The organism is Citrobacter sp. B72, assembly GCF_016894305.1.
Taxonomy (GTDB): Bacteria; Pseudomonadota; Gammaproteobacteria; order Enterobacterales; family Enterobacteriaceae; genus Citrobacter; species Citrobacter portucalensis.
Window position 1 is genome coordinate 4,166,607 of sequence record NZ_CP069801.1, and the last position, 16,207, is coordinate 4,182,813.

A 16,207-nucleotide genomic window follows, 5' to 3' on the forward strand; every position below is an offset into this window, starting at 1 on the left:
CTCCTCGTATGAACATCACCTTGCGCGCTACTACTCTGGCAGACACTGCCGCTCTTCCCGCCATCGAACGATCTGCGGGGCAACGTTTTTTACGCATCCCCGAACTGGCGTGGATTGCTGAAGACCAGATTTTATCGGCTGCTCAGCATCAGGCTTTTGCCGCCGCAGGCATGAGCTGGCTGGCGCAGGTCGATGCGCTTCCGGTCGGTTTTTTGGTTGCCGAAACGCTGGGGTCATCGCTGTTTATTGCTGAACTGTCGCTGCATCTGGAGTGGCAGGGAAAAGGAATTGGCCGCAGATTGATTGAGTATGTTGCCGAACAGGCGCGCGCGAAAGGTTACACGTCGCTCACGCTGACCACCTTCCGCAATGTGCCGTGGAATGCGCCATGGTACGCGCGACTGGGATTTGAAATGCTGGCTGACGAGACTCTACCTGCAAAGTTGCGCCAGAAAAGAGAAGAGGAAGCGGCGCATGGACTGGCATTTGAATCGCGCTGCGCCATGCACCTGATGTTGCGCTAATTGCCCGATGGCGGCTACGCCTTATCGGGCCTACGTAACATTTCCGGCAACCACGTAACTTTCCCGTAGGCCGGATAAGCGATAGCGCCATCCGGCATCACAGGCTTAGAACGTTTCCCAGTTATCCCCGGCATCCGTTACCGCGGCTTTGCGCGGCTGGACCGTTGAAACCGGTTTAGCGGCCGCAACGTCACGCGCGCGCTGTTGGTCATGCTGAATACGGAACACGGCAACGGCCTGAGTAAGGCGGCTAGCCTGCTCTTCCAGCGCCGCAGCGGCGGCGGCGGATTCTTCCACCAGCGAGGCGTTCTGCTGCGTCACGCGATCCATCTCGGCAACGGCCAGACCCACCTGGTCAATACCGCGGCTCTGTTCATCAGAAGCAGAGGCGATTTCACCCATGATATCGGTCACGCGGGTTACCGCATTGACGATCTCATCCATGGTTTCACCGGCGCTTTCTACCAGGGTTGAACCTACATCCACGCGGCTGACCGAGTCTTCAATCAGGCTCTTGATCTCGCGCGCGGCCTGCGCACTACGCTGGGCCAGGTTACGCACTTCACCCGCAACCACCGCAAATCCACGGCCCTGCTCGCCAGCACGTGCTGCTTCTACCGCGGCGTTGAGCGCCAGAATGTTAGTCTGGAAGGCAATGCCGTCGATGACGCTGATAATGTCGGCGATTTTCTGCGAACTGGACGCGATGTCACGCATGGTTTGCACCACGTTATCCACCACTTTGCCGCCTTTCTGCGCGGTTTCAGAAGCACTCAGCGCCAAATGGCTGGCCTGACGCGCGTTTTCGGCGTTCTGCTTCACGGTCGCCGTCAGCTGTTCCATGCTGGCTGCGGTTTCTTCCAGAGATGCAGCCTGCTGCTCGGTACGGGAGGAGAGATCGTTATTGCCCATCGCAATCTCGCTGGCCCCACTGTAAATCGCGTTGGCACCGTTACGCACGTCACCCACGGTATTCATCAGCTCACCCTGCATGTGACGCAGGCTTTCCGCCAGTTGCCCAATCTCGTTGGACCCTTCCACTTCAATACGTTTCACCAGGTCACCGCTGGCGATATGACGAATGCTGTCGATCAGACGGTTCATAGGAGAGATAAGGGTCAGCTTGATACCAAACCAGACCGCAATAATCGCCGCCAGTACGGTAATCAGCACGCAGATCAGCACCCACATCGCCTGGCTGTAAGAGCTGTTGTTATCTTCCACCGCGATGTCATACAAGCGATCATTCTGCTGCATGTAACTCATGTACTGCTTCTCAAAGCCATCCTGATAGCTCTGCGTCGGTTGATCAAAGAATGCGTTGATCTTCCCGTCACCCAGTAACTGGATCAGCTCCGCCAGCGCGCCGTGGTAGATGTCATAGGTGCGATTGATCTCCTGGAACGCGGCTTCGCTTTGACGCGGATCGCGTGGGAGCGACTCGTAAATCGCCCAGTTTTTTTCCGTCAGCTTCAGCGCCGTACTCGCCACCTGCATCAGCTCGGCAACGGTCGCGCCGCTGCCGATATTGCTCTGATCCATCATGTAGCGAATGCCTGCCCGGTTCAGGGTGTTACGCGTTTGCAGCAGCTCAACCCAGGTGGCGTTCAGCGCAGACTGTTGCTGGCGAATGGTTTGCAGAACGGTAAAGTTCTCTTTGTCATTCTTAAGTGAGTTAAAAAACAAGCCGCCAGAGGCGAGCTGTAAAAGGCCAAATAGCGCCAATACCAGCAGTAAGCTGGTAACAATCTTCATTCGTTTTAACATGTTTTCTCTTTCCGCTAGACAGATGTCAGAATTTTCGGCCTGGAAAGGGAAAACTTTATGAAATTTGTGCTAGTTGAATCGATCTCAGCATCGACGATTCGTCGATCCACGCCGTCTGCCAAAGCGCTAAGCGGGTTTATTAGTGATCTCAATCACATAAATTTCCCCGTTCCCCCCGCAGTTTACCGCTCACTGACACTTGGGACCGCTTAAGCTGACATACAACCGCTCACTTATTTACCTTACTTTACGCGCGTAATTCTCTGGCAAGATCCCCCCAACATAGCAGTCAAATAACCTCCTCAAACACAAGATCAAACCCACGCGGCTTCGGCCAATTATTAATTAGATACCAGGTTTTACTATGGATACGAAAAAGATATTCAAGCACATACCCTGGGTGATTCTCGGAATCATCGGTGCATTCTGCCTCTCGGTAGTGGCATTACGTCGGGGTGAACACATTAGTGCCCTGTGGATCGTGGTCGCCTCAGTTTCTGTTTATCTGGTGGCCTATCGTTACTACAGCCTTTACATCGCCCAAAAGGTGATGAAACTTGACCCAACGCGTGCCACGCCGGCGGTCATCAATAATGACGGTCTGAACTACGTTCCAACCAACCGTAACGTATTGTTTGGTCACCACTTTGCCGCTATCGCAGGTGCAGGTCCGCTGGTTGGGCCGGTATTGGCTGCGCAGATGGGCTACCTGCCTGGTACGCTGTGGCTGCTGGCAGGCGTCGTGCTGGCCGGTGCGGTGCAGGACTTCATGGTGCTGTTTATCTCTTCCCGCCGTAACGGTGCATCTCTGGGTGAGATGATCAAAGAAGAGATGGGCCCGATACCGGGAACCATTGCGCTGTTCGGCTGCTTCTTAATCATGATCATCATCCTCGCAGTACTGGCGTTGATCGTAGTGAAAGCACTGGCAGAAAGCCCGTGGGGTGTGTTCACCGTCTGCTCAACCGTACCTATCGCGTTGTTCATGGGGATCTACATGCGATTCCTGCGACCGGGACGCGTGGGCGAAGTGTCGGTGATTGGTATTGTGCTGCTGGTTGCCTCTATCTACTTCGGCGGCGTGATTGCGCACGACCCGTACTGGGGCCCGGCGCTGACCTTTAAAGACACCACCATTACCTTTACCCTGATCGGCTACGCATTTATCTCTGCGCTGCTGCCGGTATGGCTGATCCTCGCCCCGCGCGACTATCTGGCTACCTTCCTGAAAATCGGCGTTATCGTCGGTCTGGCGGTGGGGATTGTTATCCTCAACCCGGAACTGAAAATGCCGGCAATGACGCAGTACGTTGATGGTACTGGCCCGCTGTGGAAAGGCGCTCTGTTCCCGTTCCTGTTCATCACCATCGCCTGTGGTGCGGTATCTGGCTTCCACGCGCTGATTGCTTCCGGTACCACACCGAAGCTGCTGGCCTGTGAAACCGACGCGCGCTTTATCGGTTACGGCGCGATGCTGATGGAATCCTTTGTCGCAATTATGGCGCTGGTTGCCGCGTCTATCATCGAACCAGGTCTGTACTTCGCGATGAACACCCCGCCTGCGGGCCTTGGCATCACCATGCCGAACCTGCATGAAATGAGCGGCGAAAACGCACCGCTGATTATGGCGCAGTTGAAAGACGTCACCGCACATGCGGCAGCGACCGTCAGCTCCTGGGGCTTCGTCATTTCGCCTGAGCAGATCCTGCAAACCGCGAAAGACATCGGTGAACCGTCCGTTCTGAACCGCGCAGGTGGCGCACCAACACTCGCTGTTGGTATCGCTCACGTGTTCCACAAAGTGCTGCCGATGGCTGATATGGGCTTCTGGTACCACTTCGGTATTCTGTTCGAAGCGCTGTTCATCCTGACCGCACTGGATGCCGGTACCCGTTCTGGCCGCTTTATGCTGCAGGATTTACTGGGTAACTTCGTGCCGTTCCTGAAGAAAACCGACTCCCTGGTTGCGGGTATCATCGGTACTGCGGGCTGCGTAGGCCTGTGGGGTTACCTGCTGTATCAGGGCGTTGTTGACCCGCTGGGCGGCGTTAAGAGCCTGTGGCCGCTGTTCGGTATCTCTAACCAGATGCTGGCTGCCGTGGCACTGGTTCTGGGCACCGTGGTGCTGGTTAAAATGCAGCGCACCAAATACATCTGGGTTACCGTTGTTCCGGCTGTATGGCTGCTTATCTGCACCACCTGGGCGCTGGGTCTGAAACTGTTCAGCACCAACCCGCAGATGGAAGGCTTCTTCTTCATGGCGAATCAGTACAAAGAGAAGATTGCTAACGGCGGCGAACTGACCGCTCAGCAGATTGCCAACATGAACCACATCGTCGTCAACAACTACACCAACGCAGGTCTGAGTATTCTGTTCCTGGTGGTGGTGTACAGCATCATTTTCTACGGGTTCCGTACCTGGCAGAAAGCCCGCGCCATCAACGGTCGCTCTGATAAAGAGACACCGTATGTACCGGTGCCGGAAGGCGGCGTGAAGACCTCTTCACACCACTAACCTGAAGCCGGGTGGCGCACAGCGCTCCCGGCCTCAATCACTTAGTGCCGCAGGCGTAATTGGCGCAGTCAGTTTGGCCGCGGACAGCGCGCAGCAACCGGAGCGTACACACAGTACGTGAGGATTGCGAGCACTGCCCGCGGTCAAAATGGCAAGTGAAATAGCCTGCATCCACGAGCTCAACATATATCCGGGGCGTTCCATGTTTGGTACTTTAGGTCAGGCAAAGAAGTATCTCGGTCAGGCGGCAAAGATGCTGATTGGCATTCCGGACTACGACAACTACGTCGAGCACATGAAGACCAACCATCCCGATAAGCCGTACATGACTTACGAAGAATTCTTCCGCGAGCGCCAGGAAGCCCGCTACGGTAGCGGCGGAAGCAGTTGCTGTTAGAAGGAGAAGTGAATGACCCCGATTGCAGTTACCCTACTCACCGGTTTTCTTGGCGCGGGTAAAACCACCCTGCTGCGCCATATTCTCAACGAGCAGCACGGTTACAAGATTGCCGTTATCGAAAACGAATTCGGCGAAGTCTCGGTGGACGATCAGCTGATTGGCGATCGCGCTACGCAGATCAAAACTCTGACCAACGGCTGCATTTGCTGTACCCGCTCCAGTGAGCTGGAAGACGCACTGTTAGACCTGCTCGACAACCTCGACAAAGGCACCATCAATTTCGACCGTCTGGTGATCGAGTGCACCGGCATGGCCGACCCCGGCCCGATTATTCAGACCTTTTTCTCCCATGAAGTGATTTGCGAACGCTACCTGCTGGACGGCGTGATTGCGCTGGTTGACGCGGTACATGCCGACGAGCAGATGAACCAGTTCACCATCGCCCAGTCGCAGGTAGGCTACGCAGACCGGATCCTGCTGACCAAAACCGACGTCGCAGGTGAAAGTGAAAAACTGCGTGAGCGCCTGGCGCGCATCAACGCCCGTGCACCGATTTACACCGTGACGCATGGTGATATCGACCTCTCCCTGCTGTTCGATACCAACGGTTTTATGCTGGAAGAGAACGTAGTCAGCGCCAAACCGCGCTTCCACTTTATCGCCGACAAGCAAAACGATATCTCCTCGATCGTCGTCGAGCTGGATTACCCGGTAAACATCAGCGACGTGTCGCGAGTGATGGAAAACCTGCTGCTGGAATCCGCCGAGAAGCTGCTGCGCTACAAAGGTATGCTGTGGATTGAAGGCGAGCCAAACCGCCTGCTGTTCCAGGGCGTCCAGCGCCTGTACAGCGCCGACTGGGACCGCCCGTGGGGCGACGAAACACCGCACAGCCTGCTGGTGTTTATCGGCATTAACCTGCCGGAAGACGAGATCAGAGCTGCGTTTGCGGGATTGAAGAAGTAATCCCCTGCTGAATTGCCCGGTGGCGCTACGCTTACCGGGCCTGGAAATCCTGCTCCTTGTAGGCCGGATAAGGCGCAGCCGCCATCCGGCATGGGCAGTTTTCATTCCGATAAGTGATTCATCCCATGGAATTTTTCATCTGGTATGGCAAGCTATTGCCATTGCACTCGTTAAGGGACCAACGTGAAAAATTACAAAGTGATTACCCCGCTTTTTCCAACCTACGCCCAGGTAAAAGCGATGATGAAAGCCGTTTCAGGCTATTCCCTGAAAGCCGTGCGGGATATGATTACCGCCATTCACGAGCAAACAGGAACCCCGCAACAACCCGTTGACTGGTCCGAACCGGATCTGTGGATCAGCGAGCGCTTGTCAGGTGAAGATGCCGAAATCGCCCGCCGTATCTGGGATACCGATAACCATATTCTGAACCCACGCCACAGCTACGGCTGCTATTTGTTCCTCAACTACCCTCAGTTTGACCTGATGAAAAGCACGCCAGATGATGTCTGGCAACCGACTCCTCGTGGGCAACAATTTCTGCACGATGACGAAAAGACATTGCGTTCGTTAGACGATCAGGAAGGCATCTTGCAGCTTCTGGAGCTACTGGCAGGCCGGGAAATGTCGCGTCGCGCGGATTTACTTCCCGAATGGCAGGCCTTTTTGCACCAGCACTCCAAATTCGCTTCAGTCAGTTCCGTTAAGAGCACGCTCTACTCTCGCCTCAATAACCTGATCGATCGCGAAATGGTGAACCGCGAAGGCATGAGCTATCGCATCACTGATGCCGGGCGAGCCTGGCTCGGAAAAGCGCTGCCAGCGCGAAAAAGCGATCCGCGTAAAGAGCTTTTGGACGCCGTGAAGCGCTATAACGAACAGCAAAAAGAACTGCTGCGCGAGCAAATCAGCACCATGAATCCGTACAAGTTTGAGCATCTGGTCGGGCAATTACTGGAAGCGATGGGCTACGAACAGGTTGAAGTGACCAAAGCCTCCGGCGATAAAGGCGTGGATGTGATTGGTCAGGTGCAGGTGGGCATCACCACCATCACCGAAGTCGTACAGGTGAAGCGGATGCAAAATACCATTACCCGTCCGTATATCGATCAGCTGCGCGGCGCTCTGCCCTATCACAAAGCCATTCGCGGCACGCTGATCACTACCGGGAAATTTGCTGCCAAATGCGCGGAAGCAGCGTTGTTTCCGGGTGCCGCGCCGATTACGTTAATCGACGGCGATCGCCTGCTGGAGCTGTTGATTGAAAATAACGTCGGCATTCGACGCAGCAATGCGGTTGAGCTGCTGGATGTGGATTTGCAGTTGTTCGACGAACTGGAAATCGACTAAAGGGCGAACTTCACCGCTTTTACCGTTACAATAGCCCACAAATTTTTCCTGATTGAGTTCATCATGGCCAAAGCACCAACGAAAAAAGCCAAAGCAAAGAAAGGCTTTGAAGACACATTATGGGATACCGCGAACCAGCTTCGCGGCAGCGTAGAGTCCTCCGAGTACAAGCACGTGGTGCTGAGCCTCGTGTTCCTCAAATTTATCAGCGATAAGTTTGAAGCCCGTCGTAAACAGATGGAAGACGAAGGCCAGGGCGATTTCCTCGAAATGGAAGTCTTCTATCAGCAGGACAACATCTTCTATCTGCCGGAAGAGGCACGCTGGTCGTTCATTAAACAGCACGCCAAGCAGGATGATATTGCCGTACGCATTGATACCGCGCTCTCCACCATTGAGAAGCGCAACCCGTCGCTGAAAGGCGCGTTGCCGGACAACTACTTCAGCCGTCAGAATCTGGAAACCAAGAAGCTGGCATCACTGATCGACACCATCGATAACATCGAAACGCTGGCCCACGAAACCGACGTGGAAGCGCTGTCGAAGGAAGACCTGGTCGGCCGCGTGTACGAATACTTCCTCGGCAAGTTTGCCGCCACCGAGGGCAAAGGCGGCGGCGAGTTCTATACGCCAAAATGCGTGGTGACACTGCTGACCGAAATGCTTGAACCGTTCCAGGGCAAAATTTATGACCCGTGCTGCGGCTCGGCGGGGATGTTTGTCCAGTCGGTGAAATTTGTTGAAAGCCATCAGGGGAAAAGCCGCGATATCGCCCTGTACGGCCAGGAGCTGACGGCCACCACCTACAAGCTGGCGAAGATGAACCTTGCCATTCGCGGGCTTTCCGCCAACCTTGGCGAGCGCCCGGCGGACACCTTCTTCAGCGACCAGCACCCGGACCTGAAAGCCGACTATATTCTGGCTAACCCGCCGTTTAACCTGAAAGACTGGCGCAACGACGCCGAGCTGACCAAAGACCCGCGCTTTGCGGGCTACCGCACGCCGCCGACCGGTAATGCCAACTACGGCTGGATTTTGCATATACTCTCCAAGCTGTCGGCCAACGGCACCGCCGGTTTTGTGCTGGCGAACGGCTCGATGAGTTCCAACACCAGCGGCGAAGGCGAAATTCGCGCGCAGATGATCGAAAACGATCTGATCGACTGCATGATTGCCCTGCCCGGCCAGCTGTTCTTCACCACCCAGATCCCGGTGTGCCTGTGGTTTATGACCAAATCGAAGGCAGCCGATCCGGCCAAGGGCTATCGCAACCGTCAGGGCGAAACGCTGTTTATCGATGCGCGTAATCTCGGCAGCATGATTGATCGCACGACTAAAGAGCTGACGGCGGACGATATCGCCACCATCGCCGACACCTACCACGCCTGGCGCAGCACGCCGGAAGAGCTGGCCGAGCGTATTAAGCGCGGCGACAGTAAGCTGGCGCAATACGACGATCAGGCCGGGTTCTGCAAAGTCGCAACTATTGAAGAGATAAAGGCTAACGACTATGTGCTGACCCCGGGCCGCTACGTCGGTGCCGCCGAGCAGGAAGACGACGGCGTGGCGTTTGAAACTAAAATGCGCGAGTTGTCGCAGACGTTGTTTGCGCAGATGAAGCAGGCAGAAGAACTGGATAATGCAATTCGTCAGAACCTGGAGGCACTGGGTTATGGGGAGTAAATGGAAACAAACAACCTTAGGTGATCTGGCACTGGGTTTTGATGGCGCAGTAGATGGACCTTTTGGCTCAAATTTACCAGCTGCGGCTTATACAGACAGTGGGTATCCAATTATTCGAGGAAGTAACTTATCCATCGGATTAGATGATTTCAAAGATAGTGACTTTGTATTTGTACCGGAACACATATTCCAAAAACTTTCACGTAGTGAGTGTAGGGCTGGAGACATTATATTCACAAAAAAAGGAACGTTAGGGCAAACGGGGCTTATTAGTACTAAGCATCGTTTCAAAAAATATTTACTATCATCAAATCAAATGCGTCTCCGTGTAGATCCTGACAAGGCATTGCCTGAATATGTTTATTATTTTGTATCTTCGCAAAAAGCAATTAATAAACTAATTCAAGATTCAGAGTGCACCGGCGTCCCTAAAATAAATCTTGCTTACTTAAAAAGCTTCCCTATTTCATTGCCTAGTTTAAGCGAACAGAAAGATATAATTGATATTTTAGGGAGCCTTAATACAAAAATAACACTCAATCGCCAAATCAACCAAACCCTGGAACAAATGTCCCAAACCCTGTTCAAATCCTGGTTTGTGGATTTCGACCCGGTGATTGATAACGCGCTGGATGCGGGAAACCCAATCCCGGAAGCGCTGCAATCTCGCACTGAACTGCGTCAAAAAGTACGCAACAGTGCAGATTTCAAACCACTTCCGGCGAATATTCGTGCACTGTTCCCGGCTGAGTTTGAAGAAACAGAGCTGGGCTGGGTACCAAAAGGTTGGAAAATATCCACTGCTGGCGACGAATTAGTTGTGAAAGGTGGTTCAACGCCAAGCACTTCAAATGCAGATTTTTGGGAAAATGGCGCTATTCATTGGACATCACCTAAAGACTTAACAGGTAATGATAGTAAGGTATTACTGGATACCAGCAAAAAAATTACAGAGTTAGGTTTGAAAAAAATCTCATCTGGTTTATTACCAACTGATACAGTTTTGATGTCATCACGAGCACCAATAGGATATTTAGCACTGGCTAAAACGCCTATGGCTATAAACCAAGGATATATAGCCATCCCTTCATCTAAAAATTTATCGTCAGAATATATTATCTACTGGCTTGAAAATATTATGGATGATATTAAGGGAATGGCTGGAGGAACGACATTTGCAGAAATTAGCAAAAGTGCCTTTAAAACTATTAATTTAGTTATACCGTCTAAAAATATAGTAGATGAATTTACACGGTTAGCTCACCAACATTTTGAAAAAGTAGTAAGCAATACACGGCAAATAGCTGCTTTAACAAACCTCCGTGACACCCTGCTCCCCAAACTCATCTCCGGCGAGCTCTCCCTGGAGGATCTACCAAACTTAGCCAACCAAACCGAACCCGCATAACGCATTTTGCCCCTGAAAAATCAGGGGCTTTCTGTTAAGGTTTTCTCTGTTACAGGAACCCTTACCAGAAAATCAGCCAGGGCCGGAGCGAGATATGCCTCTCTCATTCAGTGAAGCGAAGTTAGAACAGGCGATAATTGAACTGTTACAGGATCAGGGCTATCAGCACCTGATCGGCGATAATGTGCCGCGTTCCAGCCTAGATCAGGTGATTATCGAAGACGATCTTCGTCATTACCTCGCCGCGCGCTATCAGGCCGACGGCATCACCGAAGAAGAGATCCAGCGGCTGATCAAACAATTCACCACACTGCCCGCCTCCGATCTCTATGAAAGCAATAAAACCTTCTGCGCCTGGCTGGCCAACGGTTTCCTGTTTAAACGCGACGATCGCCAGCAGAAAGATCTCTATATCGAATTGCTCGACACCCGGCACCTGCCCGCCGCGCTGCGTGAACTGTTCGATACCGAAGAGGTTCCGCTGCAACAGGCCGCAGAAACGCCGGCAAGTTACCATCTTACCCAGCCGCTGAACCGGGTAAAAATCGTCAATCAACTGACCATCACCGGCAAAGAAAACCAGCCGCGCATTCCGGATGCCATCCTGTATATCAACGGCCTGCCGTTAGTAGTGTTTGAATTTAAAAGCGCGGTGCGCGAGCAGGAAGCCAATATTGGCGATGCGTATAAACAGCTCTGCACCCGCTATCGCCGCGATATTCCGCAGCTGTTTGTCTATAACGCGCTGTGCATTATCAGCGACGGCGTCAATAACCGCATGGGCAACCTGTTTGCGCCGTACGAGTATTTCTACTCGTGGCGCAAAGTCACCGGCAATGAAAACCGCGAGCAGGACGGCATCCCTTCCCTGCACTCGATGATTCAGGGGCTGTTTCACCCGGTCCGCCTGCTGGACGTGATCAAAAACTTTATCTGCTTCCCGGATAAAGCCAAACATGAAGTGAAAATCTGCTGCCGCTACCCGCAGTACTATGCGGCGCGCAAGCTGTACTACAGCATCGAACGGGCGCGTAAACCTTTCGGCGACGGCAAGGGCGGCACCTACTTTGGCGCGACCGGCTGCGGCAAGAGCTACACCATGCAGTTCTTAACCCGCCTGCTGATGAAAAGCGTCGAGTTCGCCAGCCCGACCATCGTGCTAATCACCGACCGCACCGATCTCGACGATCAGCTCTCGGCGCAAATGTGCAATACCAAAAACTATATCGGCGACGACACCGTGGTGCCCGTCACCAGCCGCGAGGATCTGCGGGAAAAACTGGCCGGTCGCAACAGCGGCGGCGTCTTCCTGACCACTATCCATAAATTTACCGAAGATACCGAGCTGCTCTCCGGGCGCAGCAATATCATCTGTATTTCCGACGAAGCGCACCGCAGCCAGGTCAACCTCGATCAGAAAGTGATCGTCGATAAAGAGAGCGGCAGGGTGCGCAAAACCTACGGTTTCGCCAAATATCTGCACGACTCACTGCCGCAGGCCACCTACGTTGGTTTTACCGGCACGCCTATCGACGCCACGATGGAAGTCTTTGGCAGCATTATCGACAGCTACACCATGACCGAATCCGTGCAGGATGAGATCACCGTGCGCATCGTCTACGAAGGCCGCGCCGCAAAAGTGATTCTTGATGCTCGCAAGCTGGAAGAGGTGGAAAAGTACTACGCAGAGTGCGCCGACGCCGGTACCAACGAGTGGCAAATCGACGAGAGCAAAAAAGCCAGCGCCACCATGAACGCCATTCTTGGCGATGAAGACCGCCTGAAAGCGCTGGCGGAAGACTTTGCGCAGCACTATGAAAAACGTGTCGCCGAAGGCTCAACGGTGAAAGGCAAAGCGATGTTTGTCTGCGCCAGCCGCGAGATTGCCTGGGATTTCTATCGTCAGTTGAAAGACTTTCGTCCCGCGTGGTTTGAAGTTAAGCAGGCCCCGGAGGGGGTTGAGCTGACCGGGCAGGAGGAGAAAGAACTGCCGCCGTCCGAAATGGTCAAGATGGTGATGACACGCGGTAAAGACGATGACGCGAAACTGTACGATTTGCTGGGCAGTAAAGAGTACCGCAAAGAGCTGGATAAACAGTTCAAAAACGCGAAGTCGAATTTCAAAATCGCCATCGTGGTGGACATGTGGCTGACCGGTTTTGACGTGCCGGAGCTGGACACCATTTATATCGATAAGCCGCTGCAAAAGCATAACCTGATCCAGACCATCTCCCGCGTTAACCGCAAGCTGGAAGGCAAAAGCAAAGGGCTGGTCGTCGACTATATCGGCATTAAGCGCCAGATGAACCAGGCGCTGGCGATGTATTCGCGCATTGACGCCACCAACTTTGAAGATATTCAGCAGTCAGTCATTGAGGTGAAAAATCATCTCGATCTGCTGGCGCAGGTGTTCCATGAATTCGACAGCCGCCCTTATTTCAGCGGCGAGCCGCAGGCGCAGCTTGCCTGCCTGAACTTCGCGGCAGAATTTGTCATGCGCACCCAGAAGCAGGAACGCCGCTTTATGGGGCTGGTGAAGCGGCTGAAAGCGGCCTATGACGTCTGCTGCGGCAGCGAGGCGCTGTCGCAGGCCGAGCGCGACCATATCCATTTTTACATTGCCGTACGCTCTATTGTCTTCAAGCTGACCAAAGGCGACGCGCCGGACGTTACGCAGATGAACGCCCGCGTGCGCGAAATGATCGCCGAAGCGCTGAAAGCCGACGGCGTGGAAGAGCTATTTTTCCTGGGCGACAAGAAAGCGGAGTCGATCGATATTTTCGACGACGATTATCTGGCGCGCATTAATAAGATCAAACTGCCAGCAACAAAGATCCAACTGCTGCAAAAGCTGCTGGAAAAAGCCATCAGCGACTTTAAACAGATCAACCAGCTTCAGGGGATCAACTTCACCCGTCGTTTCCAGTCCATTATGGATAAATATAACGAGCGCCGGGAAGATGACGTCCTCAACGGTGAAGAGTTTGATACCTTCAGCCAGGAGATGACCGATATTATCTACGATATTAAAACCGAGATGGGCACCTATGCCGAGATGGGGATTGATATCGAGGAGAAAGCCTTTTACGACATTCTGGCGCATATGCGCGATAAGTATCAGTTCACCTATGAGGACGACAAGATGCTGGCGCTGGCGAAAGAGATGAAGGCGGTGGTCGATAACACCTCGAAGTATCCGGACTGGAGCAAGCGTGATGATATTAAGGCGAAACTGAAGGTAGAGCTGATCCTGCTGCTGCACAAGCACAAGTTCCCGCCGGTGGCGAATGATGATGTGTATATGGGTGTGCTGTCGCAGGCGGAGAATTTTAAGCAGTACCATATGACTACGCTGCACTAATTTTATTGCCGGATGGCGCTTTGCTTATCCGGCTACTTTATATTTCCCCTCAATTTAATTCCCACATTTATAATTCCAGTTACGCGTTTATTATTGTCTATTTTTAGCTGGCTTTATTTTTATTTACTGGGTAAATTTACAGGTGTTATTTATCGCAAGACGCCCGTGCTGCAACACGAGCGCCTCGCTAATCACAATCACTATTCTCGGAGAATAGCCATCATGACTACCAAGCATTCTATTGCAGAATTCACCGATCCAGAAGTCTCCCCGGCAAATAATCGTCTGGGCACCGTCACTTATGCGAGTCGTTATCCGGATTACACGCATGTTCCGGCAATTATTATGAAAGGCCAGTGGCTGGAAGCCGCCGGTTTCGCCACCGGCTGCAAATTCGATGTCAGAGTGATGCCAGGCTGTATTGTGCTAACGACAAAACTGCCGGAGCCGGAAGAACCGGCGTTATTGCAGTCGCTGCGTCGAGTATGCAAGCTGTCCGCGCGTAAGCAACAGCAGGTGCAGGAGTTTATCAACGTGATTTCGGCGAAGCCGCGCAAGCAGGGATAAATTCTCAGATGCCAGACGGCGCTCAGGAGTATAAGCGCCGTGTATTGATTGCATTACGGCTCAGGGTGACATCATTTTATCCAGAGCCATTTACTCAAGACCCTAAGCGATAATCCCAATCATCAGAGTGGACTATATTCCCATCATGATAGTGCCAGGTAATCTTCTTGTAGCGGAACTGAGCAAGTTCAAGATGGGTCTGTTTTTCGTAATAAGGATCTTTAACATCGTGCATCAGTGAAAAAATCGTAACGACTTTCACATCTTCCAGGGTTATCGTGAAATAGACCTCTTCCTGACCAGCATCATTTATTCGATAGAGATCAATAGCCGCTTTCCTTAATGTTTCTCCGGTACTTAATGCTTTATACAAAAGCACACTAGAAGCATCAATTTCCTTTTCAATTAAAAATGGACGATGTTGACGTTTACTCAATACCCTTCCATTATGCAAGTCAGAGTTGTAACTCACATTATGATACAAACCTAAAACCTCGATCTGATTTTCACGGTCTTTTACTATCACACTACCTTTGATAACATTACCAGCATCATCGATTATTGACATATATCCAGGGATAGCCATTTATAAATCCTTATTAAAGGGAACAGAATTTTCGACAGTATTTATCATGACCGCAATACACCGTTTCCCTTCTGCCGTTTTGATCTTATACATTTCCCTGATGGAGTTAACAAATAGCTTATCCATTTCTTCTTCTGACTCAGGGAAAGAGGCAAATGCACATATCTGCTCAATAGTCAGCAATGGTCTGTTATCGTTGAGAATAGCCAGAACACCGGCAGGGTTATGTGGAATAGCTTCAGATACCGCCCCCTGCAAATCTTCCGCCGTGCTGGCATCAACTCCGGGTTCAAGAGCACTAGCCACCGTTAACCAGTCATTATTACCTTTGCTAATTTCAGGAATAATATGGTTCCACCATTCTGATTCATTGTCATGATAAAGTGTGTGTACAACAGCATTTGCTCCTTTTTCATTTATCATCTGCAGAAGCTGAGGTGCAGTATGCTCTGCAGCGCAGGAGGCACCCGAAAGCATAAATAGAAAGAAGATAATAATAAATTTCATTATCTTACCACCAAAATTGTATCACCCGAATCGTAAATGGTTTGGCGCTTATCTTGTCCATTCATAATGATACACCCTGCAGATGCCGTTCCCGGTGGCTGCCCTTTTTTATCGCCATGAATTTCGAAATGATCTCTGCCAAAAGTATTGGTCCCTGCAATAGGTTCAAGGATGATAGCGGAGGGGCTTTTGTGATTATTCCATCCTGCAATAAAATAAATACCTCGAGGAATGGGGCCCTTGTTACGTATGTGTTCACAGTTCGGTTTATCCTTTGATTCACCGGCACCACTGTAGCAATAAGCAATTAACTCACCGTTATGGCTCAGTATACCTGTCGATACTTTATATTCCCATGTCATATGGATTTATACCCTTTAAAATATAATAATCACACCCATCATATTTAATCGTAAAAATAAATTTGTTTATAAGGTCACAATTATTAAAATTCAGAATATTTATAATTTATATATTTTTATTTCTCGAACAAATAAATCGTATTCTGAATAATTTGAGAACGGTGAAATAGCAGGCAATTTGAAAACGCCCGGTGGTGCTACGCTTACCGGG

General features: G+C 51.7%; 13 protein-coding genes. 9 read left to right on the top strand and 4 right to left on the bottom strand.

Annotated elements, in window-relative coordinates:
- Nucleotides 1–8 precede the first annotated feature (8 nt).
- Nucleotides 9–524, top strand: a complete 516-nt coding sequence (locus JQN59_RS19920; RefSeq protein WP_048227143.1) for a GNAT family N-acetyltransferase — start codon at nt 9–11, stop codon at nt 522–524.
- Nucleotides 525–629: 105 nt separating this feature from the next.
- Here JQN59_RS19920 and tsr read toward each other — a convergent pair whose 3' ends face one another.
- A complete protein-coding gene (tsr, locus tag JQN59_RS19925) occupies nt 630–2,291 on the bottom strand; it encodes a methyl-accepting chemotaxis protein (protein ID WP_048227144.1) in 1,662 nt (553 codons plus the stop codon).
- Between the two features lie 364 nt (nt 2,292–2,655).
- Between tsr and btsT the strand changes: the two genes are divergently transcribed.
- From btsT to symE, 8 genes are all read left to right on the top strand, one after another.
- Nucleotides 2,656–4,806: a pyruvate/proton symporter BtsT gene (gene btsT / locus JQN59_RS19930; protein ID WP_003830033.1), complete on the top strand. Its 2,151-nt coding sequence runs from the start codon at nt 2,656–2,658 to the stop codon at nt 4,804–4,806.
- 202 nt (nt 4,807–5,008) lie between these two features.
- Nucleotides 5,009–5,203, top strand: coding sequence for a YbdD/YjiX family protein (locus JQN59_RS19935; protein WP_003830038.1), 195 nt, complete (start codon nt 5,009–5,011; stop codon nt 5,201–5,203).
- Between the two features lie 12 nt (nt 5,204–5,215).
- Complete coding sequence (yjiA, locus tag JQN59_RS19940; RefSeq protein ID WP_149607589.1) at nt 5,216–6,172, top strand: GTPase; 957 nt, start codon at nt 5,216–5,218, stop codon at nt 6,170–6,172.
- A 183-nt stretch (nt 6,173–6,355) separates the two neighbouring features.
- Complete coding sequence (locus JQN59_RS19945; RefSeq protein WP_149607588.1) at nt 6,356–7,522, top strand: restriction endonuclease; 1,167 nt, start codon at nt 6,356–6,358, stop codon at nt 7,520–7,522.
- 63 nt (nt 7,523–7,585) lie between these two features.
- Nucleotides 7,586–9,205 carry a type I restriction-modification system subunit M gene (locus JQN59_RS19950; RefSeq protein ID WP_149607587.1) on the top strand — a complete coding sequence of 540 codons (1,620 nt, stop codon included), beginning with the start codon at nt 7,586–7,588 and terminating at the stop codon, nt 9,203–9,205.
- The gene (locus tag JQN59_RS19955) at nt 9,195–10,613 is read left to right on the top strand and encodes a restriction endonuclease subunit S (RefSeq protein WP_149607586.1); all 1,419 of its coding nucleotides are present in this window, start codon (nt 9,195–9,197) and stop codon (nt 10,611–10,613) included. The genes JQN59_RS19950 and JQN59_RS19955 overlap by 11 nt, the downstream gene beginning before the upstream one ends.
- A gap of 94 nt (nt 10,614–10,707) precedes the next feature.
- Nucleotides 10,708–13,974, top strand: a complete 3,267-nt coding sequence (locus JQN59_RS19960) for a type I restriction endonuclease subunit R (protein ID WP_149607585.1) — start codon at nt 10,708–10,710, stop codon at nt 13,972–13,974.
- A 222-nt stretch (nt 13,975–14,196) separates the two neighbouring features.
- The gene (symE, locus tag JQN59_RS19965; RefSeq protein ID WP_125363504.1) at nt 14,197–14,541 is read left to right on the top strand and encodes an endoribonuclease SymE; all 345 of its coding nucleotides are present in this window, start codon (nt 14,197–14,199) and stop codon (nt 14,539–14,541) included.
- A gap of 94 nt (nt 14,542–14,635) precedes the next feature.
- On the opposite strand, the gene tssD is transcribed toward symE, so the two are convergent.
- From tssD to JQN59_RS19980, 3 genes are read right to left on the bottom strand one after another with little or no spacing between them, the layout of a single operon-like run.
- Entirely contained in the window at nt 14,636–15,127 is a 492-nt protein-coding gene (tssD, locus tag JQN59_RS19970) for a type VI secretion system tube protein TssD (protein WP_125363505.1), read from the bottom strand.
- A complete protein-coding gene (locus tag JQN59_RS19975) occupies nt 15,128–15,634 on the bottom strand; it encodes a hypothetical protein (protein ID WP_149607584.1) in 507 nt (168 codons plus the stop codon).
- On the bottom strand, nt 15,634–15,996 hold the full coding sequence (locus JQN59_RS19980; protein WP_087857426.1) for a tlde1 domain-containing protein: 363 nt from the start codon (nt 15,994–15,996) through the stop codon (nt 15,634–15,636). Before JQN59_RS19980 ends, JQN59_RS19975 begins: the two co-directional genes overlap by 1 nt.
- Between the last annotated feature and the right edge of the window lie 211 nt (nt 15,997–16,207).

Bases quoted from the DNA above. Each gene is read 5' to 3' on its own strand.
- JQN59_RS19920 (WP_048227143.1), top strand. From the start codon at position 9: ATGAACATCACCTTGCGCGCTACTACTCTGGCAGACACTGCCGCTCTT.
- tsr (WP_048227144.1), bottom strand. From the start codon at position 2,291: ATGTTAAAACGAATGAAGATTGTTACCAGCTTACTGCTGGTATTGGCG.
- btsT (WP_003830033.1), top strand. From the start codon at position 2,656: ATGGATACGAAAAAGATATTCAAGCACATACCCTGGGTGATTCTCGGA.
- JQN59_RS19935 (WP_003830038.1), top strand. From the start codon at position 5,009: ATGTTTGGTACTTTAGGTCAGGCAAAGAAGTATCTCGGTCAGGCGGCA.
- yjiA (WP_149607589.1), top strand. From the start codon at position 5,216: ATGACCCCGATTGCAGTTACCCTACTCACCGGTTTTCTTGGCGCGGGT.
- JQN59_RS19950 (WP_149607587.1), top strand. From the start codon at position 7,586: ATGGCCAAAGCACCAACGAAAAAAGCCAAAGCAAAGAAAGGCTTTGAA.
- JQN59_RS19955 (WP_149607586.1), top strand. From the start codon at position 9,195: ATGGGGAGTAAATGGAAACAAACAACCTTAGGTGATCTGGCACTGGGT.
- JQN59_RS19960 (WP_149607585.1), top strand. From the start codon at position 10,708: ATGCCTCTCTCATTCAGTGAAGCGAAGTTAGAACAGGCGATAATTGAA.
- symE (WP_125363504.1), top strand. From the start codon at position 14,197: ATGACTACCAAGCATTCTATTGCAGAATTCACCGATCCAGAAGTCTCC.
- tssD (WP_125363505.1), bottom strand. From the start codon at position 15,127: ATGGCTATCCCTGGATATATGTCAATAATCGATGATGCTGGTAATGTT.
- JQN59_RS19975 (WP_149607584.1), bottom strand. From the start codon at position 15,634: ATGAAATTTATTATTATCTTCTTTCTATTTATGCTTTCGGGTGCCTCC.
- JQN59_RS19980 (WP_087857426.1), bottom strand. From the start codon at position 15,996: ATGACATGGGAATATAAAGTATCGACAGGTATACTGAGCCATAACGGT.